Below are 22,504 nucleotides of genomic sequence, written 5' to 3'. Positions count from 1 at the left end.
TATCTTGATCGGTATAACACCAAGTTCGCCGACTCGCTGAACAACGTCGGGATCCGCCTCGATGCGGTGGGCCGGTATCGGGAAGCCCTGGAGGCCACGGAGGAGGCCGTCGCGATCTATCGTGGGCTGGCCGATATTGAGCCTGATCGGTATAACACCAAGTTCGCCGCCTCGCTGAACAACCTCGGGGCCTACCTGTGGTCGGTGGGGCGGTATCGAGAAGCCCTGAAGGCCACGGAGGAGGCCGTCGCGATCTATCGTGGGCTGGCCGATATTGAGCCTGATCGGTATAACACCAAGTTCGCCGCCTCGCTGAACAACCTCGGGACCTACCTTCGGTCGGTGGGGCGGTATCGGGAAGCCCTGGAGACCACGGTGGAGGCCGCCACGATCCGCCGTGGGCTGGCCGATATCGAGCCTGGTCGGTACCGCCCCGACCTCGCCAGCTCGCTGGACAACCTCGGGGTCGACCTGCAGCGGGTGGGGCGGTATCGGGAAGCCCTGGAGACCACGGTGGAGGCCGCCACGATCCGCCGTGGGCTGGCCGATATCGAGCCTGATCGGCACCGCCCTGACCTCGCCGACTCGCTGAACAACGTCGGGATCCGCCTCGATGCGGTGGGCCGGTATCGGGAAGCCCTGGAGGCCGCGGAGGAGGCCGTCGCGATCTATCGTGGGCTGGCCGATATCGAGCCTGATCGACACCGCCCTGACCTCGCCGACTCGCTGAACAACCTCGGGATCCGCCTCGATGCGGTGGGCCGGTATCGGGAAGCCCTGGAGGCCACGGAGGAGGCCGTCGCGATCTATCGTGGGCTGGCCGATATCGAGCCTGATCGACACAACCCCGACCTCGCCAACTCGCTGACCAGCCTCGGGAACTGTCTAGAGAAGGCGCATGACATCGAGGGCGCGCTCGTTGCCCGACGTGAAGCGCTGGCAGTATGGAAAGCCTGCAGTGAAAACGATCCGCAAGGGTACGAAGCACGTTACCGAACCGAAGTGGCGCGTTTGAGTCAGCAGCTGACCCTCCTCGGCCGCCACGATGAAGCAGTAACTCTCGGTCTCCATCCGCCGGACTCACCCACTTGCCGCACCAACAACGCCTAAAGTCAGCTGTCCGTGCGCGGATCTCTGCTGCACCTCGGACGCCGATAGCGATCAGGCCGAACAAGGCCACTCAGCCCGCGGGCTGTTGCTTCCCTGGCCGGTACGGAGCGGGTAGCTGTGCAGCTATCCGCTCCAGCATGGGCTTTCGCCCCGCCGTGGGCGGTGTCTATTTCGATCGCTGGCGAAAGGTGGCATGGCTGACGGCGTGGCGCGTTTCGTGGTTTCGGTGCGGGCGCTTGGATGTCGCGGTGGTGGTCGAGCATGTCTTCGGACTGCTCGACGCGTTCACCTCTTACCGAGCCCAACTCGAACACACCATCGACCACGGAACCTTCAAGCCGCCGCAGCGACAGATAGTGTAATCATGTGACAGATAGCGCGGTCCGGTACATCAGTCACGGTGACCTCGACCACCGCCATGCCAACTAGCGCTGTGAGTTGCCAACTAACGCCTGTCGTCACACTCGTTCTGCTGGTGCAGTGCACATATTCGAACGTGCAGTATTCGACCGCGCGTGCTCGGGTTCTCGAACACGTACTCAGGCGGCCACGACAGGGCGTCGTCAGGAGACTGCGATAGGGGGACGACGGCCTGGGGCTGTGTCTGAGGGTGGTTCACGCAGTTTCGCGGCCCGCATAGGAACCCGACTTGTCGGGGAGTTCGTTGCACCTACTTATAACGGAGTAAGAACCCCAGTGGCTGCGTCACGGCAGTCCGGCCGGTGTAGGTGGCTCGCCGCAGGAAGGTTTACCGCTGCCGCCGAGGATGGCTCCGAGCAGAATCTTTAAGCAGCGTCAGCGACTGTTGTGAGGAAGTTTCGTGCCAGTGCCTTCAGGGCGCTGCCGCATGACTCTTCTGCTTGCTCCAGCGCTGGGCGGCTCAGGATGCATGCGTGGCCTTTGCCTGCCGTGTAGGCAGCTGGTCTCGGAGAATTCGTCGCGTTATCGGTCTTCGTCGCGACGTCGGGGTGGGTGGACCCGGTCGGCGGCGGCTCACAGGCGGGGCCGTTCTTCCGTCGACCCGGTGCACAGAGTCCGGCGCCCCTGTTCGTGGTGCCGCTATCGACGTTCCGCGAGTTCGGTCAGGGTGAGTTCGCCCGAAAGGGTGACAAGCCGCTCGGGCCTCTGATTCGAAGGATGATTCACGGAAAGTGATCTCAGAGTAAGAACGGGCATCCCACTGGGTTTAAGGAATAAATATCGGGGTTACGGGTGATTACCGGGGCGGCGACAGACACTTTCGAGTGCAGTGCGGCCGCTCATTCGCGCACGGGTACATAGTGGCGTTAACGTCATGTCCCGAGAGTGAAGTGGCATTGCAAGCGTTATGAGACTTTCCGGCGAGGATGGATTCACTGTTTTGCGTTGCACTGGGATGGCTCCTTTGAATGAGCGGCGAAGGGTTTCCGGTTTGTATGCAACTCTTGTCGCCTATGAGTACCTCCACGGTGAGCGGCAGGGAAGATGTATTCGGTACTGACTGAAGTTTCCGCTTCAGTTCGGGACTGGCTGTAGGTTGAATTTGGCAGGACGGCAATATTGATCGGAGTGGTGAGATGCTCAGGAAAATGACTTTGACGCTGATGGCGGCGCTGCTACTGCCATCCTTGGTGGTGACGGCCAGTCCGGCTTACGCTGATTCGGTCCTGACGGTGGACAAAGTCGCACTGGAAAAGAACGGATTTCTCACGTTCGCGGGAAGCTTCACATGCAAGGAAACTGCACTGAAAAAACAGATCTATGCGTTTATATGGCAGGTGGACCGGGAGAAGAAGCGCGCGTCGCATGCGCAAGGGTATCTGTTCGACCAGAGTTGCCTTCGCGAGGGTGAAGCCAAGTCTTTCGTGTTCAGTCTGGCGCCGATATCGGGGTCTGATCCGTTCATCGTGGGCAAGCTGGAAAGGAGCTCACTTTCTCTTAAAGAAGGCCCTGTCGTTCTCGACAAGGTCGTTCTCCGCGAGCTGACCGCTGCAGGCTGACATTCCTCGGCGGAGAGGTAGCGACTCTTTGTAGTCGTCTTGCTTTAGGAGAGGTGCAACTCGCTAGCGGCCGGCCGTCGGCCGGGGTCGAGCCCTGCCGACGGTCGGTGAGCCGCTCGACCGGTGACCAGCTCACCCTCGGCTACGTTGCCTACCGCGACCGACTCGCCGCCGCGGGCATCCCCGGAGAGCCACTGCCTGCCCCATCTCTGCGGGCACGACTCGACACGCTCGATAGTCCGCAATGTTCACTGGCTGGCAGGTCCGGGTCGAGCAGGCTGCTCCTGCACTCCCACCCGGTATTGCGGCCCGGCGCGACGAGTGCCTCACGGGCAGGCCGCACGCCCCTCATGACGGAGCTTTGAGAGGGCCTGTGTGGCCCAAGCGATCGGTCTGTGACAAAGAAAATTGACTGCTGCCCGGCGGGCCGTCGCCGCCACGGTGGCTATCCGCGATCTCGTGAAGGGTGTTTGTGCTGTGAAGGTTCGTTCTGTGATGGGCCGTAAGCCTGTTCTGCTGGCCGCGGGTGCGGTGGCGGTGGCCGCGGTCGCCGCTGGTGTGGTCCCGGCGCTGGCGGGTCCGGCGGCGCCGGGCCAAGGGGCGGAAACAAGGTCGGGGGCGGTGGATCTGGCGGTGACGGCCGGGCAGGTGGCGCTGGCCCCGGGCACGACGGGCACGCAGACGGTGACCGTGGTGAACAACGGCTCGGCGGCGACCACGGGCGGCACCCGGGTCACCTATCTGACTCCGGCGTATGTGAACATCGATCGTGCGAAGCCGCTGCCCGCTGGGTGTGAGCTGCGGTTCGAGGATCAGGATCCGACGGTTCCCGAGGTACTGACCTGTGTGCTTCCCGCGGGGCTGGCGCCAGCGGCGCCGGTGACGATCGACGTGCCGGTGGCGGTCACGACACGGGCCCGGGTGACCGGGGTGATCCGTGGCCGGGTCAGCGCGTTGCCGGTCCCGGGTTCCGCGGATGTGGAGGCGGATCCGGCGGACAACTGGACGCTGGCGTATCTGACCGCCACGCAGCCGACACCGGCGTTGCCGGAGGGGAACAAAGTCGGCCTGTATTTGACGCACGCGATGCCCGCGCAGGCCAAGGACGGGACGTCGACGCTGACGATCACCTACGGCAACGTCGGGCCCGCCGACACGGCGGGGGCGGTGCGGGTGACCGTGGCGACGCCGTTCTACACCAACGTCGACCGGGCCAAGCCCCTGCCGGAGGGCTGCGCGTTCCAGCTGGAGGACCCCTCGCCGGGTATTCCGGAGATCGTCACCTGCGAGGTCCCGGCACTGAAGGTGGAGCAGCAGCGCACGCTGGACGTGCCGCTCAAGGCGGTCGACGGCGGCCCGAAGGGCATCGTTCTCGGTCCGACGATCATCTCCCCGGCCTCGTCGTCGGACGTCGACACCGACCAGACCGACAACCTCGACGTCGCCGGCGTCATGGTCCCCAGCCGCGGCAAGTAGCTGGGAAGGGGCTTCGGGATGAGTGAGCACAGCACGGTCGTGGTGATGGGCGGCGGCCCGGCCGGCGCCACCGCGGCCGCCCTGCTCGCACGAGAAGGCATCGACGTGACGGTGCTGGAACGCGAGGTGTTCCCCCGCTACCACATCGGCGAGTCGCTGCTGCTGTCGTGCGTGCCGATCCTGGAACTGTCCGGGGCCGCCGACGCGGTACGGGCGGCTGGCTTCCAGACCAAACGCGGCGCGGTGATCCACTGGGGCAGCGACGACTGGGTCATCGACTGGACGGCCACCGTCGGCGCTGGCGCCTCCTCCTGGCAGGTCGATCGGGCCCGCTTCGACGAGATCCTGCTCGGCAACGCCGCCGCCCAGGGAGCCCGGGTGGTGCAGGACGCCGAGGTGCGGGAGGTGTCCTTCGCCGGCGGCCGTCCCGTTGCGGTGACCTGGTCACCGAAACGCCACCCGGACGCGCGGCGGACGATCAGCTGCGACTACCTGATCGACGCGACCGGGCGTTCCGGGGTCCTCGCCACCCGGCACCTGGGCAACCGGCTCCCGCACGCGGTGTTCCGTAACGTCGCGGCCTGGTCCTACTGGCACGGTGCGGAACTGCTGCCTGAAGCACCCGAAGGTGCCGTGCATTCCCTCGCGGCCGAACACGGCTGGTGGTGGGCCATCCCGCTCGGCGGCGACCGCCTCAGCCTGGGCTACGTCGCCCACCGCGACCAGTTCCGGGACCGGCTCGCCGCCTCCGGTTCACTCGAGGACTACTACCTGTCCAGCCTCGCCAGGCACGACACCATCCGCTGGATGACCCGCGGCGCCCGCAGGGTCGAGGCGGTCCGGGCCGAGCAGGACTACTCCTACACCGCGACCCGGTTCTCCGGACCCGCCTACCTCATGACCGGTGACGCGGCCTGCTTCCTGGACCCGCTGCTGTCCACCGGCGTGCACCTGGCCCTGTTCAGCGCCACCACCGCCGCCGCCTGCCTGGCCTCCACCCTGCGCGGCGACACCGGCGAGACGGAGGCGTGGGAGTTCTTCGAAACCTCCTACCGGCGCGCCTACACCCGCCTGCTCACCCTCGTCTCGCACATGTACGAACGCTACGAAGGCAAACAAACCTTCTTCTGGCACGCCCAACGACTACGCAAACCCCCACAAGAAGTCCATGGTGGACATCTGCTCGAGGCGTTCGTCGACATCACCGCGGGCAACACCGACCTGCGCGAGGCGTTCGACCCGGACACCCGCGTCCTCACCGAACACCTGCTCCGCGAAGGCCACCGTGCACAGGAACTCGCCGCAGGTTCCCGTGCCAGCGGAATCCCCGGCGTCGACATGAGCCCCGCCCGCGACCTCAGCACCGCACCCGGCTTCTGGGACCCGCGCGCTGCGGCGGGCGAGCGGTACCGGCTCACCACCTCACCCCGACTTGGCTTATCCACCAGTAAGGAGGTCGCGAAGCAGCGCGCGTAGAACCTGGCGAGCTAGGTCGACAGCACAAACAAACCTGAGCAAGGAATGCTCACATGAGAGAGAAAATCGTAACCCTTGTCGTCGTGATGCTTGCTGCCGCCGTCGTCACTACAGGTCCTGCTGCCGCCACGAAAACCCGTGCCGGCGAGTACATCAAGATGGACAGGATCTACATCACGGACACCGGCGGCATCAAGTTCGAAGGATCATTCGCGTGCGCTGACATCGCTACGAAAAAGCTGCTGGTCTTCCGCGCCGTGCAGGAAACGCCGACGGGATTGGCGGCTGTCTTCGAGGGGAGGGACGTCGATTGTATCCGTCCTGGTTATGTGCACACGATCTCCAAAGAGCTGCCGAATCTGCGCAAGAACAAGTTCACGAATGGTCCATTGCGCCCCAGGGACGCCTACATCCTCCTGAGGGATGGGCCGGTGAACCTCGCCAGGCTGAGGTTCGATTCGCTGCCGCAGGAGAATATATCGACGCTGCCGTGACAAGATGAGATGACAACGAAGGCGGATCGGGAAGCTCTCCTGCTGTTCTCTGTGGCGCGCCGGGACTAATAGAACGCGCGGCCGATGATTAGTTGGACGGCGCACGACCTTTGTTGCCACCGCGGTCACGGCGGCGTGACCGCGGTGGCTGTTTCGGGCAGACACAACACTCATAATCAAGACGGGTATCGATCATTCATGTTCTTGTGGGTCTACGACCTTCCGACGTGGCTCCTGTTCACTCTCATCGTCGTCGGGTCGCTGGTGGTGGCGTGGAGTGGCGTGTTCGCGCTCCGGCCGGTGGCGGCCAGGCTGTTCGGTGACAAGGACGAGCGGAACTCCATGGTCGAGCTGGTGCTCACCGGTACCGGTCTGTTCTACGGCCTGCTCCTGGGGCTGATCTCCGCGGCCACCTACACCACGTTCTCCGACGCCCAGGCCGCCGCGGACACCGAGGCCGGAGTGGTCGCGGCGCTCTACCGGGACGTCTCCGCCTACCCGGAGCCCATCCGCGGCACCATGCGGGCCGAGCTGGAAACCTACGTCGACTACGTCATCAACGAGGCCTGGCCGCAGCAGCGACTCGGTATCGTCCCGACCGACGGCATCGGCAAGGCGGACGCGCTGCTGAAGACGATGGCCTCCTTCGAGCCGGCGACCCCGGGACAGGAAGCCGTGCACGCCGAGGCCTTCAGCCAGTTCAACCACTTCCTGGAAGCCCGCCGGGAACGCCTGAGCGCCGTCACCGGCGGACTCCCGCCCGCCCTGTGGTGGGTACTCATCGCCGGGGCCGCCATCAACCTCGTCCTGATCGCGATGATCGACATCGACCGGGTCCTCGGGCACCTGGCCGTCTCAGGTCTCTTCGCCGTCTTCGTCGGTATGATGATCTTCCTGATCGCCGCCATGGACAATCCGTTCCTCGGCGACTACAGCGTCGGACCCGACGCCTTCGAAGCCCTGCGCGACCAAGTACTACGCAGATAGCGACGCACGCAAGCCCATCTCAGGCCCAGCGGACGCGTCGATCGCACATCGGAAATGAAATGAACTGAACCGTCCCTGAAGAACGCGGTCGCCGGCACCGTCGACCGGACACCCACAAGGAGGATCACATGACTCGCGCGAACCGGATGGCGTCGGCGGCTATCGCGGCCGTCCTCGTTCTCGGCCTCACGCCCGGCCTCGCTGCGGCAGCTCAGGCACCTGCCCCGCAGGTGAAGTCCGGCGACCCTGCCTTCGACAAGCCCTTCCTCAGTGAGATCAACAAGTACCGGGCCCGGCACTCGAGCGACCCCGTCACCGTGAACCCGGACCTCGACGCCCTAGCTCAGGACTATGCCGTGTGGGCACTGGAAAACGGCATCAAGGGGGAGTACTCGCCAGCGGCCCGATACGGGAGGACCTTGGCCTCTGATAAGAGCACGAACGGATATCCCGGCATGAAGAACGTGCCCTCCCGATGGTACGCGGAGTCCCGGAACTACAACTATGACGACCCCGCTAATAGTCCGGGACGCGTTAGCGATTTTACCCAAATGGTCTGGAAATCCAGCAAGAGTGTCGGCATCGGCAAAGCATGCGGAAAAAAGCAACGGTTCTACGCGTGTACTGTAGTCGCACTGTGGGATCCGCGGGGAAATATCTATTATGGCGGCGAGGACAGTATGAAATTTTTTCGAGAGAATGTGACGCGCCCGATCTCGTGACTCATGGTCGCGATTGCGTCTCAGAGTGAATCGGTGAGGGAGCCCGTCGCTGCCGGAGTCCGCGACACCGGGATGGTGCGGCCTACGGTGCTCCGCGGGACGCCGTCCGCCTCAGGCTGATCTCACCTGATGTCTGGACGTCGTCCGGCAGCGACGGCCGTGCTGCGACATATGAGGTCCAGTCGTGGCCCGCGCGGTGATTCCACTCGGCAGCGGTGTCTACCTCGATACCGGTGAGCTGGGCGAGGACCGAGGCGGGTAGCCGGGCGGCGAGAGCGAGGCGCGCGCTGTTGCGCGCCGTGAGTCCGGCGAGTCCGTGGCCGGCCAGGCGGTGGGACAGTGTGTTGGCCGCGATCGGCCGTGTACCCGCTGCCCCGGGGAACAGCAGTGGCGAGGTTTGCTTTCTCAGGCCAGGCACTTCGTGGGGAGCGGGTGGCTCAGCGGCGAGGCGTTCCAGGAGCGTGGCGAGCCGAGGTGGGAGCGCGAGTCGATGCTCGGCGAGCTTCAAGGAGGTGCCGGTGGTTGTCGTGGCCACCTGGTCGTGGCGCAGTCGCACGATGGTGGTGACGGGAAGTCCATAGAGGAGGGTGAGGGCGCCTGCGACGCGAAGCGTGAGCGGGAGGTCTTCGTCGTCGAGACATCGGCGGAGCTGGTGCAGGCGTTCGTCATCGTCGAGCAGTGGCAGCCGTTGCGGGTACTGCGGGAATGGTGCCCGGATGCCGGTGGGAATCAAGCCGTGGGTCCGGGTCCAGGTGATGAAGGGATACAGGTACCTGTAGTGCCCGCGGCCGCTGTCGAGCCATTCGTCCACATGCGACTGGGAAAGTTCGGCGAGCGCGAGGTGCTGGCTGTCGAGCCAGTGCAGGAAGCGGGAGGCGGCCAGGACGGTGGAAGGAATGGTGGTGGGGGCGCTCTGGCCGACTCCACGCCGGTGCGCGGCGCGGCGTGCTTTCGGCAGGAGGTACCAGCGGGCGAACGGTCCCAGGACGTGCAGGTGGTGTGGTGGCGCGTCGGCCATCAGGTTGCGTAGCCACGGGTCGATCCGGTCGATGTACTCGGCGTCTCGTTCGGGCAGGACAGCGCATCGGACGAGAAGGTCCCGGACGCTGTTGACTGTTCGGGAGGGGGCGAGGGTGTCGAGGTGTTCGTGGGTGACGGGGATGTCGTCGATGACGAGCTGGCGGAGCAGCCGGCTGCCTTTCGTCGCTTGGATCCAGTGGATCGTGGCCGACGGTGTATCGCTGGCAGCAAGCTTCGCATGGAGAGCAGCCCACCGGGCAGAGATTGTCCCGTCCGGCCCCATCAGCAACTTGGTTACCCGGTCCGTCAGGGCGCATCGACGGCAGGATCGGGCGCTGTAGTTGTCGCCGGTGGCGCCGCAGGTGCGGCAGGCGAAGGTGAGCGGGCTGCCCGCACAAGGGCCGCAAATCCTGGCGCCGTCGGCGCCGGAGCCGATAAGCGGCAGAACGGTGCGGCAGACCGCACAGGGAGTCTTGGCCGAAATCACCTTCCCACGGCAGCAGCCACCGACGGCGCCAAGCGGCCAGAGTGCGGCGACGCGCGAGACTTTGCCGCACAATGCGCACGGCAGGTAGGTGCAGCGTCGCCGCCGTGCCTCGGCCTTCTTGGGCTTCGCTCGCGCTCGCGGAGGGGAGCGAAGGCCACGTCGGCAGGGCGAGCAGATCGGCCCCTCGGGGGTGATGGTCTGACGTCCGCCGGACGTGCCGCAGCGCCAGCATCGGGTCAGGCGGCCGACACATCGCGCGCACCAGCGACCGTCCGCCGCGATATGCGGCAGAAAGAACGTCGCGTGCCCGCAGGCGGAGCACTCGGGCTGCGCGACGTCCACTCCGGAATGGACGGAAAGCAGGTGCGCCAAGGGAAAGTATGCCGCTGGTACGGACGACCTCGCCACCGTCAGCGCGTCGTCGTGTCCGTCCAAGAAGGCCACGAGGTCAGGGATCTCCTCGGGGGCGATCCGCGTCGAGTGCAGCAGCAGACGCAATTCCGTGCCGCTCATCTGGGGCAGATGCCTGGCCAAGGAGTTCAAGAGCGTGGCCGGCTCTCCAGCCGCGTTCGTCGGGTTCGGTTGTGTCATGACAGGTCCGGGCGGCGGATGGTGCTGCGACGGACCTGCGGGAGCCGGGTTGCTCCAGCTGCTTTCGTTGTCGCCGTACCGGCGACCTTGATCTCGATCAGGTCGTTCGGTGCGCAGGCGAGGATGTCGCACAGCGCGGCGAACACATCCATCGACAGCCGCTGAGGTGGCGTCGTCACGAGCCGATAGATCTGCTCACGGGACAGCACGATTCCGCGTTCTGCCAAGGGCTTGACCAGATCCGAGGTCTGAAACATCCCGCGTTCGGCCATCCGCATACGCAGATGCCACTCGAAGGTCATCTTCTTCGTCACGGCGCCTCCCACATGAACGGCGCGAAGGCGCCGAGTGCCTGGTGCATCAACCGGTTCCGGAACTCGTCCGACACGTCGGTGTAGATCGAGCTCGTACTGGGATACGCGTGCCCGACCTGCTCCTGAATGAACCGCGGCGGGTATCCGAACTCGACCAGGTGCGTCACATAGGAGTGCCGCAAACAATGCAGGTCCAGCTCCGTATCCAGGCCCGCGGCGTCACGGGCCCGCTGGAACGCCGCATTGAGACCCCGCGGCGCCAGCCTGCTACCCCGCTCAGTGAGGAACACTGCCTGTAGCCCGGCGGTGTTCAGCAGCGGCCGGATCTCCTCGAGCCACTCCTCGAACGGCTCGACCACCCAGTCCATCTCGGGCACGAGCAGAACAGTCCGCCGCTTCGGCGGACTACCGCGCGAGCCCTTGCCCCAGCGCACGAACAGCGCACCGCACCGTTGAAAGTGGCGGATACGAGGATTGTGCCGCAGGTCCGGCAGATCCAGGCCCCAGGCTTCCCTGCGCCGGAGGCCGAACGCATACACGGTCTTGAGCGCGATCGAGTCCCGCAACGCGGTGATGCCGCCCTTGCGGCCACGAGCCCGCGCCTGATCCGCCAAGCCGTCGGCAGCGTCGAACAACGCCTGCACCTCGTCGTAACTCAACGCGCGCCGTTCAGGGCGGCTCTCGACGTCGGCGACGTGCCGGACGCTGTTGAACTCGTGCAAGACCATCATCGGCGCCGCGCCGAATCGCTGCAGGCACACGTCAGGCCATTGGTATCGCGGGTCGGTGACGTACTGCATGAACAAGCGCAACACGCACTCGTGCGCGCGCAGCGTCGACATCCGCACTGGCCTGTCGCCGGAGCGTAGCTGCGACAGGAACGCTTCCACTTCACCCGCTGTCCATTGCCACGGGTATTGGTTCGACGCCGCGGCGAACCGCCGAACCAGGTGCAACCGTGCATGGATGGTCCTCGGTTTCAGGAACCGGACTCGCTGCTGCCGCGCCCACCCCTCGAGCATCGCCTCGAAGACCGCCGTCTCCGGATCGAGAAACGACACGCCCTCGACAAGCATCATGCGAGCCGCCCCGGCAAGACCGTCGTCCACCCCAGTATGTTGCATCAAACACAACGATGTGGCGTTAAATGGAGTGGAGTTCTACTCGTTCGGGTTAATACTCAAAGGGTCTGTCGACCTGGGCGGTAGCGGCGTCTGCGACTCGACTTCGGAGGCTCGCCTTGACTCCCTGCGGTCGCGTCGGCAGGCTTGTGATCTGCATAAAGGTTGCACTGGCGGCCTGTTGTGATAGATGCAACTCGGCTCATTCTGCAATTTGACAAAGTCCCAGGTTGGAACGCATGATCGCACGGATGTTCGAGGTCTGGTGCTGTCTCCCCACGGCTCCTCTGGTGTGTCGTGGAGTGGTCGATGGCGTGGAGTGGTGGTCCGGCGAGCTGGTCTGAGCTTGAGCGGATCGCGTCGGGGCGTTTGCCGTCGCGGGGTGACGGGAACGACGCGCCGGCGTGGTCGCGCAAGCGTGAAGGATACGCGGGTGCGCCGCCCGACTTGATGACTCCGCGGTCTGACGACGCTGGTGGCGCGCTTGCTCGGACGCCGTACGCCGAGCTGCATTGTCATTCGAACTTCAGCTTCCTCGACGGGGTGAGTCATCCGGAGGAGCTGGTGGAGGAGGCGGCGCGGCTGGGGCTGGATGCGATCACGCTGACCGATCACGACGGCCTGTATGGGGCGGTGCGGTTTGCTGAGGCGGCGAAGGAGCTCGGGGTCCGGACGGGGTTCGGTGCTGAGTTGTCGCTCGGGTTGACGGAGCCGCAGAACGGGGTTCCCGATCCGGCGGGTACGCATTTGCTGGTGATCGCGCGGGGTCTGGAGGGTTATCAGCGGTTGTGCCGGACGATCTCGACCGGCCAGTTGGCGGGGGAGAAGGGTGCCCCTCGGTATGAGCTGGATCAGGTGGTGGAGGACTTGCGCGGGCATGTGCAGGTTCTGACCGGGTGCCGTAAGGGTGCGGTGCGGCGCGCGCTGGTCGAGTCCGGTCCGGCGGCGGCCTTGGAGGAGTTGCGGGTGCTGGTGGACCGGTTCGGGCGGGACCTGGTCGCGGTCGAGCTGATCGATCACAGTCTGCCGATGGACTCGACGTACAACGATGTGCTGGCGGGGATGGCCGCGGAGCTGGGGCTGGCGACGGTGGCGACCACGGCCGCGCACTACGCGGCGCCGCAGGACGCGGTGTACGCGGACGCGGTCGCGGCGATCCGGGCGCGGCGGAGCATGGAGGACATGCAGGGCTGGCTCCCGGCGGCGGGGATGCAGTTCCTGCGCTCGGGAGAGGAGATGGCGGAGATCTTCGCCCGCTACCCCGGCGCGGTAGCGCGCGCGGCGCTGCTGGGAGTGGAGTGCGCGGTCGACCTCACTTTGGTCGCGCCGGAGCTGCCGCCATTCCCAGTCCCGGCCGGCCACGACGAAGCCTCCTACCTGCGCGAACTGACATATGCGGGCGCGCTTGAGCGGTACGGGACACGGGAGGATGCGCCGCGGGCGTACGCGCAGCTGGACTACGAGCTCGGAGTGATTACGGAGCTGGGGTTTCCGGGGTATTTCCTGATCGTGTGGGACATCGTGCGGTTCGCGCGCGAGGCCGGGATTCTGTGCCAGGGCCGTGGGTCGGCGGCGAACAGCGCGGTGTGTTTCGCGTTGCGGATCACCAGCGTCGACGCCGTGCGCTACGGCCTGCTGTTCGAGCGGTTCCTCGCTCCTGAGCGTGACGGCTACCCGGACATCGATGTGGACATCGAATCGGATCGTCGCGACGAGGTCATCCAGTACGTGTACGACACGCACGGGCGGCGGAACGCCGCGCAGGTCGCGAACGTGATCACCTATCGGGCGCCATCGGCGATCCGGGATTCCGCCCGTGCCCTGGGCTACAGCCCCGGGCAGCAGGACGCGTTCGCCAAGGCCGCCGATCGGTGGGGCGGGGTCGCGGCGACCGCCGGTCAGGACGGCCATGGGATCCCGCGGGATGTGCTTGGGCTTGCCGCGCGGATCGAGGGATTCCCGCGGCATCTCGGGATCCACTCCGGCGGCATGGTGCTGTCACGGACACCGGTGTCGGAGGTGGTACCGGTCGAGTGGGCCCGCATGCGGGGCCGGTCGATCCTGCAGTGGGACAAGGACGACTGCGCGGCTGCTGGTTTGGTGAAGATCGACCTGCTCGGGCTGGGGATGCTCTCGGCGCTGCACTACATGCTCGACCTGATCGCCGAGCACCACGACACCGTCATCGACCTCGGGCAGCTCGACCTCGCCGACCCGGCCGTGTACGACATGCTCTGCGCCGCCGACGCGATCGGCGTGTTCCAGGTGGAGAGCCGCGCACAGCTCGGCACGCTGCCCCGCCTGCGGCCGCGTGTGTTCTACGACCTGGTCGTGGAGGTTGCGCTGATCCGGCCGGGCCCGATCCAGGGCGGCTCGGTGCACCCGTATCTGCGGCGCCGCCGCGGCGAAGAACAGTGGTCACACGCACACCCGCTGCTCGCGGGACCGTTGGACCGCACGCTCGGCGTTCCGTTGTTCCAGGAGCAGGTGATGCAGCTGGCCGTCGCTGTCGGGTCGTTTAGCGCGGCCGAGGCCGATCAGCTGCGCCGCGCGATGGGCGCGAAACGGTCGGCGGCGAAGATGGAACGGCTCCGGGACCGCTTCTACGCCGGCGCCGCGGCCAACGGTGTCACCGGTGAGCTGGCCGACACGATCTACGAGCAGATCAAGGCGTTCAGCGGTTTTGGGTTTCCTGAGGCCCATTCGATGAGTTTCGCGTTGCTGGTTTACGCCTCCGCCTATTTCAAGTGTTACTACTCGGCGGCGTTCACCGCCGGGCTGCTGCGCGCGCAGCCCATGGGTTTCTACTCCCCGCAGTCCCTGGTCGCCGATGCCCGCCGCCACGGCGTGAAGGTCCGGCGCGCCGACATCAACCGCAGCCACGCCCACCCCACCCTCGAACCCGACCCGGACAGCACCGGCGGCGTCGCGATTCGGCTCGGCCTCGGCGGGATCCGCCAGCTCGGCGACGACGCCGTCGATCGCCTGATCACCGAACGGGCCCAGCACGGCTCCTTCACCAGCCTTGGCGATCTCGGCTACCGTACGGACCTCTCCACACCCGCGCTCGAGGCGCTCGCTACCGCCGGCGCGCTGGAATCGCTCGGGCCGGACCGGCGCCAAGCGTTGTGGGCCGCCGGACCTGCCGCCACCAGCCGCGACACTCACCTGCCCGGCATCGCCTCCGGCCTCGACGCGCCCGCCCTGCCCGGCATGACCGCCATCGAGATCACCGCCGCTGACCTCTGGGCCACTGGAATCTCACCAGACGAGCACCCGATGCGGTACCTGCGCGACCACCTCGACGGCCGCGGCGCGCTCACCACCGCCGCCGTCAGCCGAGCGGGCAACGGCGCGACGATCTGGGTCGCCGGAGCCGTCACCCACCGCCAACGCCCCGCCACCGCCGGCGGCATCACCTTCCTCAACCTCGAAGACGAAACCGGAATGCTGAACATTGTCGTGACACAACGGCTTTGGGACAGGGAGCAGAAGATCGTGCGCAGCTCACCCGCACTGCTGGTCCACGGAGTCGTCCAATCTCACCACGGCGTCACCAGCTTGTCGGCTGATCATTTCGAATCACTCGACCTGAGTGGGCTTGCCGGAAAATCGCGAGATTTTCGGTAGGAACAACCAAGTGTAGGCCTCTGCAGGGTCCCAGAATCGATGACATTTTCCCGAAGATCTTGGCACTGAAATGGCACTAGTGCCACGAACACTGGGATTGATCATTCTTTCACGCCCGCTGGGCCGTTCGAGTGGGAGTCCACGACGCGCCGTCGATGAGCAAGCGGCGAGTTGGCGCTGAGGTGTAGCTCTGAAGGTCGTCGAGCAGCTCACCTGCGGCAGAGGGCAACATGACAGCTGATTCGAACGGCTTGTCGTCGTCGGTCCCGGGAGGACGTCGGGCACGGGTGTTGAACGAGCGGCTCAGCCACCCTCGGCCTCGGGGCGCACGCGTCCGCCCATCTCCTGCTGTCCGATCTTGATAGGGCGCGAGCCAGACTCGCAGTTCACCGCGCCGGGTAACGTCCGGCAAGCTTGTGGAGACCTAGCGTGGGAGGTCGTTTAGGGGAGGCACACGTGTTTGGTGGGCTCAGCGTGGTCGAGCTGGCTATGTTCGGCGGCCTGATCGTGCTTCCGCAGTCAGCATGGCGGTGCTCGTGGTGAGATTCCCTCGCGATCCAGACCGACCGACAAGCAACCGGCGACAGGTGCTGGCCGCAGTCGTTGCTCTGATTGGTTTCGTCGCCTCCGCATTGGTCCTGTTCATTTTCGTTCCGACAAAGTCAGGAGTAGGTCCGAGGCCTCCGGTGACGACGGCCTGCTACCTGACGCCGCAGCCGGTCACGGTAGACGTGAACCAGCCGACGACGGCCACAGTAGTGATCAGGCTCGACCAAAGGAGCTGTGCCAAAGCGACCACCGACGCTGCGGGCCGGTTGATCCGCGTCACCCCGAAGGTTCGCGTCGAGCTGTCGAACAGGGGTTTCAATGGAACGGTCGATGCCATCACCGCTGCTGAACTTCCCCTGGACGCGGACCGGTTCGAGGCGGTCTGGAAGTGGTCAGTCAAAGGGGACGTGCCCGGTGACTATCGGTTGAGCCTCGTCGCGACCGCCTTGGACGACTCCGCGATTTTCTTCCAGGACTCGAACAGCGAGCTTCAGGTCCGCGTGAACGCCACCTGGGCGTACCGGTTGTCCAAGGCTGGCCAGTGGTTGAAAGAAGCTGTCACCAACACCCAGACCATTGTCGTGGGGGCGATCGCGATCGGGTCCGCTGGAGGGACGGCCTTCTGGTTCAGGCGCAAGAAGCGACCGCCGGCCAGTCGTGGCCGACCCCGCCGTCTTCGGAGCCCGAGACTCCGCAGACGCAGGTGGGGCGCCTAGAATCGGTGATGGCTGCGTCCGCAAACACGTCGTCCCGACGACGCTGTCCGAGGTCGCGTTGGGCAACTCGGTACTGTCCAGTGATCCCGCGGTGGCCATCCGCGAACTTCAAGGCGGAATCAGGCGGCAGCGGCACCGCCGTCAGGTGCCTGCCGTCCGCAGACTTGGTCGACGGAGCTGCGATTGCAGCTGCACCAGGTCATGGTCGGCACCGGGAATCGTCTGTTCCCTGTGGAAGGCTCGGACTTCCCGCTCGCACTCAAGACCTGCACGGCACTCGGCAACGGCGTCGTCCGCCTGACCTGCTCACAAGTCTGAGCAATTCGGACGTCCGCTCGTGCCGCTGCCCATGCCGGGCATGCCGGATTCCGCCCTTGTTGAGCGCTTGCCGTTTCTGGCGGTTTCATCGGTCCGGTGTGCTCGAGCGCTCGAGCGTGTAGCCGATCTCGAAGAGGTGGCCCGGCAACACGGTTTCGTTGACCTCGCAGATCCGTTCGTCCGGGGCGCGGGCGATCCGCCGTAGCCGCAGCATCGGCGTGCCAGGGGGCAAGTGCAAGAGTTCGCGTTCCTGTGCGGACGGCTGGCGGGTGCCGATACGTTCCTCCATTCTCAGTTGCGCCTGCAGGTGTTCCTCCATCCGATCGTAGATTCCGCCAGGTCCGGTATCGGATTGCGCGATCACGGGAACCTCGTCGACCAGCCACGGTGGCAGGTAGCTGAGGGAGGCATGGCGCACTTCGCGCGTGTTGGGGTCGCCCATCACGCGATCGCGGATGACTACAGGTTGCCCCGGGGCGGTCTCCAGCAGAACGGCGATATCGGCAGGGGGCGGTGCTGTCCGGACCTGCGGCTCCCGGAGCGCGACCCAGGGCTGTGCCGCCAGGTCGAAGAAGTAACCCCGCTCGTCCCGGAAGATCTTGCGCTGCCGCACGATGACTTCTCGCGCGGGCGCGGCCGTCACCACCGTGCCGCCGCCGACCCCTCGCTTCGTCTCGACCAGGCCTTCTCCGATCAGCAGCCGCACCGCTTTCTGGACCGTTTCTTTCGACGCGCCGAACTGGCGGGTGAGCTGGCTGAGTGGCGGCAGCGTGTCGCCTGGTGGGTGTGTGCCGTCGATGATCGAGTCGCGCAGGGTCGCTGCGATCACCTCGTAGGTCGGCTTCTTGGCCACCACGCCAGCCCTTCCCTGTCGCCGGAGAACGAAAGTCCTAGGACTATTGCGCATCGAGGCCCACCATGCAATTCTCAAAGTCCTAGGACTTTCGGTTTGCGGTGGTAGCCGGCCGGTGCCCCGCACCCACGTCGTAATCACGTCCACCGGGGAGTCAGTCGTGTCCACCATCGTGTTGCCCAGTGAGCGGCCGTCCACCGTCGTCCTCTGCCACCGAACCGGTGACCGGCGCAGCAGCCCTCGGAATCGGCGGGCCACCGCGGCCGCCGTCGCGGCCGGGGCACCGACCGCGGAATGGAACGAACCCGAATTGCTGCGGGCCGTGCGCCACGGGAACACCGCCACGAGCGCGGCCGCCTTCGGCGTCCTGTACGCGCGGCATCGGGCCTCGGCGCATCATCTGGCCGAGCAGCTGGCCAGCTCGGAGCACGATGCCCACGACCTGGTCGCCGAGGCATTCCTCCGGGTTCTCGACATCCTCAAGGGCGGGGATCGCGGTCCCGAGAACGCGAAGTTCCGCGCGTACCTGCTCACGACCCTGCGGCACATCGCCTACGACAAGACACGCCGGGAACGCCGAATCACCGTCACCGAGGACGTCGAGACCACCGCGATCGGCTCGGGCAACCCGGGCACGATCACCCAGCCGTTCCGGGACACCGCTCTGGCCGGCTTGGAGCGCCTGCTTGCCGCGCGCGCGTTTGTCCGGCTCACCCAACGGCACCAGGACGTGCTGTGGCACCTCGACGTCGAGCAGCTGACACCCCTGCAGGTCGCCCCGGTGATGGGACTGACCCCGAACGCGGTGTCCGCCCTGGCTTGCCGGGCGCGTGAACGCCTGCGACAGGCTTACCTGCAGATGCACGTGCCCGAGCCGGACGAGTGTTCACGGGGCTGTCGTACGACAGTGGGGAAACTGGGGGCATGGGTCCGGGACGGGCTGGGGAGGCGGGAGGGTATGCGGGTCGGTCATCACGTGAGGGAGTGCGTGGCCTGCGGCGCCGTTGTCGCCGAGCTGCGCCAGGAGATTCCAGCCTGAGCCAGGCTGAACCACGGTGCCCCCGGCGTCCTTGCCAGTGTGGGGAGGGTGTTTGGCATGGCGAGCGGCAGTTCAGCGTCGGCGCTGTATCGCTCGCGCCGGGCGGGGACGAGGGCGACGGCTATCGACAACCCGCTTCGGAGACGCTCGCGAGCAGGAGCCACCCCAGCGCGCTTGGCCGTGGCGTCACTGCGTGAACGACTTGGAAAGCATCAGCTTGACAGTCGGGAGGCCGCCGGATCAGGCGGACTTCCCGTGGCGTGCGAAGACGTCGGCGAAGAATTGCTCTGCTCCCAACGCTCGCACGAACTTGTACATCAGCCTGCTCACCACAGGCCCTGGGGCGTCCTGCAGCTCACCTGTCCCGGCTGACGTTCCTTGCACGTATCGGCTTGCGCTGTATCGCAGAAGCTGGTCGGGCTCACCCAGAGACGGTGTGCTGCTGTGGACTAGCCCGTTGAGGTTGGTCAATCCGACAGCGATCTCCCACTGCCCTCGATAGCCGAACGTGGCTCCGACCTCGCCGGCGAGGGTGACCAGGGCGAGGACCAGTCCGACAGCTCCTTCGGTGTAGACGAAGCGCTGTCTGACGGGTCGGGCGTAACCGATCGGTTTGGTACCGACCAGCGCTGAGGCGAACAGCGCGATGGAGCCGTCATCGGAGATCTCCAGGTCGGCCTGGGCGCGGTCTTTACCGACGGCGTCCGGGGCGAGGATGCGGGAGTGCAGGTCGTAGGTGTGCCAGCCGCGACCGACCGCCCGTGGTTCGTTGTACGCGGTCAGCGGTTGCAGCCAGCTGTCCGTATGGGGAGTGATCGCGGCTCCGGCGACGAGGGTTCGCAGTTCCTCGCCCATCAGGTGCGGGGTGAGTAGCTCGGGAGGGCTGGCGACCGGGTGGGCGACCGCGTACAGACGGACGTCCTGGTCGCGGTCGTCCTCGATGGGATCGCGGGCGATCTCGGCGGCGATCAGCTGCTCGGCGGTGATCTGGCGGGCAGCCCGGATCGCGAAGAGGCGCTCCACGGCCGCATCGTTCAGCCGGTGCTTGGTCTTGTCGCCTCGGCCGTGATACTGGCCGTCGACCATGTGCGGTGCCAGCGGACTCGGCGGTATCTCGATCACCAGGTAGCCGTTCTCCATGTCTTCCGGAGACACGGGGATCGGATGGCATTGCACGAACAGCGGCGGGTCACAGCGCTGGTGCAGGATCTGCTCGACGGTTTCCGCCAGCCCTGACAGTCGTGTCGGCGCCAGGGTGAGCTTCCCGGTCGGCCTGTCCTCGTCCACGCCGATCAGGAGCACTCCGCCGTCGTTGGCGAATGAGGCCGCGTCTCGGGCGAGTTCGACCTTGTCGTGTTTGTCGTGGTTGAGCTTGCGTTTGATGTCGAGCCAGTGCCGTTCCTCCAGCGCGCCGTTGTCGATGGCGTGCTGGATATCGGCGGGGGTGTTCGGGCGCCATCGTTGGATGGCTGGTCCGAGGTACAGGTGTGGTGGCTGGCTCATCGCTTCATCGTCCTCAGGTTCGGTGACTGGCTGGGCTGCCACTCGGATCAGTGCCGGGTGGCTGACGCCCAGGCTCTGTCATATCCGGGGGAGGTGGCATGGGTGGTGGGCTGTCGTTGCGGGACAGGTGTCGCTGATCTCCGTCCGTGCCGAACGTGGTGGGAGGGGCCCGGCGTCGTGTGGCGCCGGGTGTCTCCGGTTGCTGCTCAGGGCTTGCCGAGGCGGATCGGGCCCAGGTCGACAACAGCGTTGAGCAGCCACAGTCCACCGATGATGACGGTCAGGATCATCACCAGCCGGACTGTGGCTCCCCAGGAGCCGAGGATCCGGCTGGCGAGCCGGACCAGGGATCGCCGTTCGTCGCTGCGGTCAACGGTCGTGGCGTTCGGCGCGGATGATTCCGCCCCCTGTTCGTCGTCGCGCACAGGCGACGTTCTGTCGTTGCGCGATGGCAACTCGTCTCGCGCACCACCTATCGTCATGTGTGTTCCGTTCTCGTGTTCCTGCTGCGGAGGCAAGACACCCTCGACGGAACCTGTAAGGGGCGGCCTCTCGTGCCAGAGAGGCCGCCCCGGTTCGCGATCGGTGGCGCTCGTCAAAGACGTTAGAAGGACTGGCTGTGCCAGGACCACTGGCAGGCGACAGTCGGTCGGATCGGCGAGGTGAGTTGAGGTAGCCCTGACCAGCAGGGCCGAATCGGGCAGTCCTTCCAGCGGGACAACCGGCAACGACGGCGACATAAGAGCCACAGATCGGGACAGCTGGACGCCACGACCTTACGATTACGCTGCGCCGAGGCTCCCAGGATTCGGCCCAAGGTCAGGGCCTATCACGGATAGCTCTGGCCGACGATCGACGGACGTCAGGTATTAGCCGGAGGGCGGTCAGGCCACAGGCCAGGGAAGACCGTGGCCGGTGATGATCTGGCCGGCGAGGTCGTGGAAGGCGTCGCGGGCGTGGTCGCCGGTGACACGGCGGCCGAGGAGGTGCTCGGCGAGTTCGTCGACGGGCCACGTGATCAGCTGGCCGTGGCGGCCGAGTAGGAGGCCGACCCGTCGGATCCGGTACCGGTCGGCCGTGTCCAGCCACGCGTAGAGCAGTACTTGCCAGAGCCAGCGGCCGACTTTGGAGGTGTCGCGCACGCTGACGACGGTTTTGACGTCGAGCAGTGTCCCGCCGCGGGCGTCGATGCCGTGGTCGGGGTCGATCGCGCCGAGGAGCAGGTCGGCGTCGGCCCAGTGCGGCACGATCGTCGGCCCGGCGATCCCGAGCGGCACGCCGGGTCCGGGGTTGCCGGCGAGTTTCCGGAGCTCCCACAGGGTTCCGCGCTCGTGCAGCCGCCGCGTCAGCGCGGCCAGTTCGTCGACCTGGCGCTGCTCGACCAAGCCGCGCAGCTGGTCCACGGTCGGGCGCCCGGCATCGAACAGCCGGGCCAGCCGGTCGTCGACGAACCCGCTGCGGTACACGTCCTCGCACACGGTCAGTAGCCAGCACAGGCGCGCCAGTCCGGCCTCGGCGCCGGGCAAGCCGAGCGCCCCTGCCGGGGCGTGACGGGCGAGGTAGCCGCGGCCGCGCTCGAGGAAGTCCGCCCAGGCCGCCTCGGCGGCCGGGTTTCCGGGCAGGTGCGGTTCGCTGCCTCCGCTGAGGTCGAGCCAGGAGGCCGCGGCGGGCCGGAGATGCAGGGCACGGGCGCGGTAGTCGCCGGTGAGGTCGCGATGGCTCGGATACTGCGCGGCCTGATGGTGCGCCCATGCCGGGGACACCCACTTGGCGTGGATCATGCCAAGCAGCGCGTAGTACGGCGGCGCGGGCTGCACCAGGTCGGCGAGCCTCTGCCCGAACGCGCCGCCGGTCTCCGCCCACCAGCGTGCCGGGACCTCGCCCGCCGGGCGGACGGGACGGACGTCGCGCACCGCGGTCGCGATCTGCTCGACCACCGACGCGGTGCCGGCGAAGGTTCGCTCGCACCACGCGGCGAGCGGGCTCCGGCGGCTCGCGAGCTCACTGGTCAAGGACACGGCGCCACCACCCCCGACTGTCGCCGAGACAGCTGCGCCAAATCACCGTTCATGCTCAACCGTCTATCACGCCGGTCCGACACCCTGGGCAACCACACGCC

19 protein-coding genes are annotated in these 22,504 nt (G+C 66.4%); 12 read left to right on the top strand and 7 right to left on the bottom strand.

Annotation, left to right across the window (positions count from 1 at the left end; translation table 11 throughout):
• From CFP71_RS28465 to CFP71_RS28435, 8 genes are all read left to right on the top strand, one after another.
• On the top strand, window positions 1-1,110 hold a 1,110-nt coding region (locus tag CFP71_RS28465), incomplete at its 5' end, for a tetratricopeptide repeat protein (protein WP_143267202.1).
• 137 nt (window positions 1,111-1,247) lie between these two features.
• Entirely contained in the window at window positions 1,248-1,472 is a 225-nt protein-coding gene (locus CFP71_RS43790; protein ID WP_143267201.1) for a hypothetical protein, read from the top strand.
• A gap of 1,206 nt (window positions 1,473-2,678) precedes the next feature.
• On the top strand, window positions 2,679-3,089 hold the full coding sequence (locus CFP71_RS28460) for a hypothetical protein (RefSeq protein ID WP_093937022.1): 411 nt from the start codon (window positions 2,679-2,681) through the stop codon (window positions 3,087-3,089).
• Between the two features lie 477 nt (window positions 3,090-3,566).
• Window positions 3,567-4,565 carry a hypothetical protein gene (locus tag CFP71_RS28455; RefSeq protein ID WP_143267200.1) on the top strand — a complete coding sequence of 333 codons (999 nt, stop codon included), beginning with the start codon at window positions 3,567-3,569 and terminating at the stop codon, window positions 4,563-4,565.
• Between the two features lie 18 nt (window positions 4,566-4,583).
• Window positions 4,584-6,041, top strand: a complete 1,458-nt coding sequence (locus tag CFP71_RS28450) for an NAD(P)/FAD-dependent oxidoreductase (RefSeq protein ID WP_093937020.1) — start codon at window positions 4,584-4,586, stop codon at window positions 6,039-6,041.
• A gap of 53 nt (window positions 6,042-6,094) precedes the next feature.
• Entirely contained in the window at window positions 6,095-6,535 is a 441-nt protein-coding gene (locus CFP71_RS28445) for a hypothetical protein (RefSeq protein ID WP_093937019.1), read from the top strand.
• Between the two features lie 198 nt (window positions 6,536-6,733).
• The gene (locus tag CFP71_RS28440; protein WP_167406315.1) at window positions 6,734-7,522 is read left to right on the top strand and encodes a bestrophin-like domain; all 789 of its coding nucleotides are present in this window, start codon (window positions 6,734-6,736) and stop codon (window positions 7,520-7,522) included.
• Between the two features lie 128 nt (window positions 7,523-7,650).
• The gene (locus tag CFP71_RS28435; protein WP_093937017.1) at window positions 7,651-8,244 is read left to right on the top strand and encodes a CAP family protein; all 594 of its coding nucleotides are present in this window, start codon (window positions 7,651-7,653) and stop codon (window positions 8,242-8,244) included.
• Window positions 8,245-8,326: 82 nt separating this feature from the next.
• Here CFP71_RS28435 and CFP71_RS43785 read toward each other — a convergent pair whose 3' ends face one another.
• The 3 genes from CFP71_RS43785 to CFP71_RS28420 all read right to left on the bottom strand — a co-directional run bounded on the left by CFP71_RS43785 (window position 8,327) and on the right by CFP71_RS28420 (window position 11,765).
• On the bottom strand, window positions 8,327-10,264 hold the full coding sequence (locus tag CFP71_RS43785) for a site-specific integrase (protein ID WP_143267199.1): 1,938 nt from the start codon (window positions 10,262-10,264) through the stop codon (window positions 8,327-8,329).
• Window positions 10,265-10,338: 74 nt separating this feature from the next.
• Window positions 10,339-10,656, bottom strand: coding sequence for a helix-turn-helix domain-containing protein (locus CFP71_RS28425; RefSeq protein WP_093937031.1), 318 nt, complete (start codon window positions 10,654-10,656; stop codon window positions 10,339-10,341).
• Window positions 10,653-11,765 (bottom strand): tyrosine-type recombinase/integrase, encoded by a 1,113-nt coding sequence (locus CFP71_RS28420; RefSeq protein WP_208636058.1) that lies wholly within the window; start codon window positions 11,763-11,765, stop codon window positions 10,653-10,655. The genes CFP71_RS28425 and CFP71_RS28420 overlap by 4 nt, the downstream gene beginning before the upstream one ends.
• A gap of 321 nt (window positions 11,766-12,086) precedes the next feature.
• On the opposite strand from CFP71_RS28420, the gene CFP71_RS28415 reads away from it, so the two are divergent.
• The 3 genes from CFP71_RS28415 to CFP71_RS45425 all read left to right on the top strand — a co-directional run bounded on the left by CFP71_RS28415 (window position 12,087) and on the right by CFP71_RS45425 (window position 16,990).
• Window positions 12,087-15,407 carry an error-prone DNA polymerase gene (locus CFP71_RS28415; protein ID WP_093937014.1) on the top strand — a complete coding sequence of 1,107 codons (3,321 nt, stop codon included), beginning with the start codon at window positions 12,087-12,089 and terminating at the stop codon, window positions 15,405-15,407.
• A 686-nt stretch (window positions 15,408-16,093) separates the two neighbouring features.
• A complete protein-coding gene (locus CFP71_RS28410) occupies window positions 16,094-16,672 on the top strand; it encodes a hypothetical protein (RefSeq protein WP_093937013.1) in 579 nt (192 codons plus the stop codon).
• Between the two features lie 183 nt (window positions 16,673-16,855).
• Window positions 16,856-16,990, top strand: a complete 135-nt coding sequence (locus tag CFP71_RS45425) for a hypothetical protein (protein ID WP_279629248.1) — start codon at window positions 16,856-16,858, stop codon at window positions 16,988-16,990.
• 85 nt (window positions 16,991-17,075) lie between these two features.
• Here CFP71_RS45425 and CFP71_RS28405 read toward each other — a convergent pair whose 3' ends face one another.
• Window positions 17,076-17,846 (bottom strand): GntR family transcriptional regulator, encoded by a 771-nt coding sequence (locus CFP71_RS28405; RefSeq protein WP_167406314.1) that lies wholly within the window; start codon window positions 17,844-17,846, stop codon window positions 17,076-17,078.
• A 157-nt stretch (window positions 17,847-18,003) separates the two neighbouring features.
• On the opposite strand from CFP71_RS28405, the gene CFP71_RS28400 reads away from it, so the two are divergent.
• Window positions 18,004-18,882, top strand: a complete 879-nt coding sequence (locus CFP71_RS28400; protein WP_143267198.1) for an RNA polymerase sigma factor — start codon at window positions 18,004-18,006, stop codon at window positions 18,880-18,882.
• 240 nt (window positions 18,883-19,122) lie between these two features.
• Here CFP71_RS28400 and CFP71_RS28395 read toward each other — a convergent pair whose 3' ends face one another.
• The 3 genes from CFP71_RS28395 to CFP71_RS28385 all read right to left on the bottom strand — a co-directional run bounded on the left by CFP71_RS28395 (window position 19,123) and on the right by CFP71_RS28385 (window position 22,403).
• A complete protein-coding gene (locus CFP71_RS28395) occupies window positions 19,123-20,385 on the bottom strand; it encodes an AlbA family DNA-binding domain-containing protein (protein ID WP_093937010.1) in 1,263 nt (420 codons plus the stop codon).
• A gap of 206 nt (window positions 20,386-20,591) precedes the next feature.
• Window positions 20,592-20,810, bottom strand: a complete 219-nt coding sequence (locus CFP71_RS28390) for a hypothetical protein (protein ID WP_093937009.1) — start codon at window positions 20,808-20,810, stop codon at window positions 20,592-20,594.
• Window positions 20,811-21,269: 459 nt separating this feature from the next.
• Entirely contained in the window at window positions 21,270-22,403 is a 1,134-nt protein-coding gene (locus tag CFP71_RS28385; RefSeq protein ID WP_167406313.1) for a hypothetical protein, read from the bottom strand.
• Between the last annotated feature and the right edge of the window lie 101 nt (window positions 22,404-22,504).

Source organism: Amycolatopsis thailandensis (genome assembly GCF_002234405.1).
Classification (GTDB): domain Bacteria; phylum Actinomycetota; class Actinomycetes; order Mycobacteriales; family Pseudonocardiaceae; genus Amycolatopsis; species Amycolatopsis thailandensis.
The sequence above is the reverse complement of the archived record's forward strand: the minus strand, read 5'-3'. Positions and strand labels throughout refer to the sequence as shown.

Coding starts and splice junctions, on each gene's coding strand:
- CFP71_RS28450 (WP_093937020.1), top strand. CDS start 4,584: ATGAGTGAGCACAGCACGGTCGTGGTGATGGGCGGCGGCCCGGCCGGC.
- CFP71_RS28415 (WP_093937014.1), top strand. CDS start 12,087: ATGGCGTGGAGTGGTGGTCCGGCGAGCTGGTCTGAGCTTGAGCGGATC.
- CFP71_RS43790 (WP_143267201.1), top strand. CDS start 1,248: ATGGGCTTTCGCCCCGCCGTGGGCGGTGTCTATTTCGATCGCTGGCGA.
- CFP71_RS28445 (WP_093937019.1), top strand. CDS start 6,095: ATGAGAGAGAAAATCGTAACCCTTGTCGTCGTGATGCTTGCTGCCGCC.
- CFP71_RS28460 (WP_093937022.1), top strand. CDS start 2,679: ATGACTTTGACGCTGATGGCGGCGCTGCTACTGCCATCCTTGGTGGTG.
- CFP71_RS28435 (WP_093937017.1), top strand. CDS start 7,651: ATGACTCGCGCGAACCGGATGGCGTCGGCGGCTATCGCGGCCGTCCTC.
- CFP71_RS28440 (WP_167406315.1), top strand. CDS start 6,734: ATGTTCTTGTGGGTCTACGACCTTCCGACGTGGCTCCTGTTCACTCTC.
- CFP71_RS28395 (WP_093937010.1), bottom strand. CDS start 20,385: ATGAGCCAGCCACCACACCTGTACCTCGGACCAGCCATCCAACGATGG.
- CFP71_RS43785 (WP_143267199.1), bottom strand. CDS start 10,264: ATGAGCGGCACGGAATTGCGTCTGCTGCTGCACTCGACGCGGATCGCC.